Annotated in this window: 1 protein-coding gene; it reads left to right on the forward strand. The window is 39.2% G+C overall.

All coding sequences use genetic code 11. The features are described 5' to 3' along the window. Window positions 1–119: 119 nt before the first annotated feature. Window positions 120–452: a hypothetical protein gene (locus BALCAV_RS20940; RefSeq protein WP_003321239.1), complete on the forward strand. Its 333-nt coding sequence runs from the start codon at window positions 120–122 to the stop codon at window positions 450–452. The last annotated feature ends 314 nt before the right edge of the window (window positions 453–766 follow it).

Raw genomic sequence — 766 nt, forward strand, 5'->3', positions numbered from 1 at the left:
TCTATCAACTTCGCAAAGCGTATGTGGATGTTTATGACAGGAAGGCTCAAAAGAAGCGTATAGAAAAAGGCGGAATAGCCAACGGCCTTCCACCTTAAATAAGAAAGGAGTGATATGTAGTGGCAGCAACTAAAGAAGAAATTTGCATCGCTCAACATCTCAAGGCTTACGTTGAACAATGCAAATACAGAGAAATCGCTAGTTTCGCTGAACCTTGCGAAGGGTGTCCGCTAAATAAAGAATGCGATTTCGAAGCCTATCAAATAATGGGGCCTTTCGTTGAAAAAGCAGGAGTGGAATTTACCCCCTCTAGCCCAGATGAGTTTAAAAATAGACTTCAACGAAAAGTCCATAAAATGCAAGGACAAATCAACGAACTCGGTGAAGAAAAGGGTCGCTTGATGTTTTCAAGTAGATTGGACATCTTAGACCGTATGAACATCCATAATTAGACCGATGTTGGCAGTTGAGATCAATCTTTTTATAACCGCTAGTATTCCGAGCTAATAGTTTTTTCTCTACTATTATTTCAATTTTTTGAGTTTCGTCTTGGACAGGGCATTGTCCAGAAACCGAGAATTGATAAGTTTCACTCATTATTAACACCCCCTCTCTTCTTTGAATTATAGACGAGTTGAGAGGAGGGTTCATCAAGAATTACGGAAAGGAGAATTTAAAATGGCTGTACGAAAACAAAAAGTCACTACGTTAGGTTGGGAGATTAAGAGGAAGTTAGCAGAAATGCAAGTTACTCATTCAGAGTTTT

This window comes from Alkalihalobacillus alcalophilus ATCC 27647 = CGMCC 1.3604, assembly GCF_000292245.2.
Classification (GTDB): Bacteria; Bacillota; Bacilli; order Bacillales; family Bacillaceae_D; genus Alkalihalobacillus; species Alkalihalobacillus alcalophilus.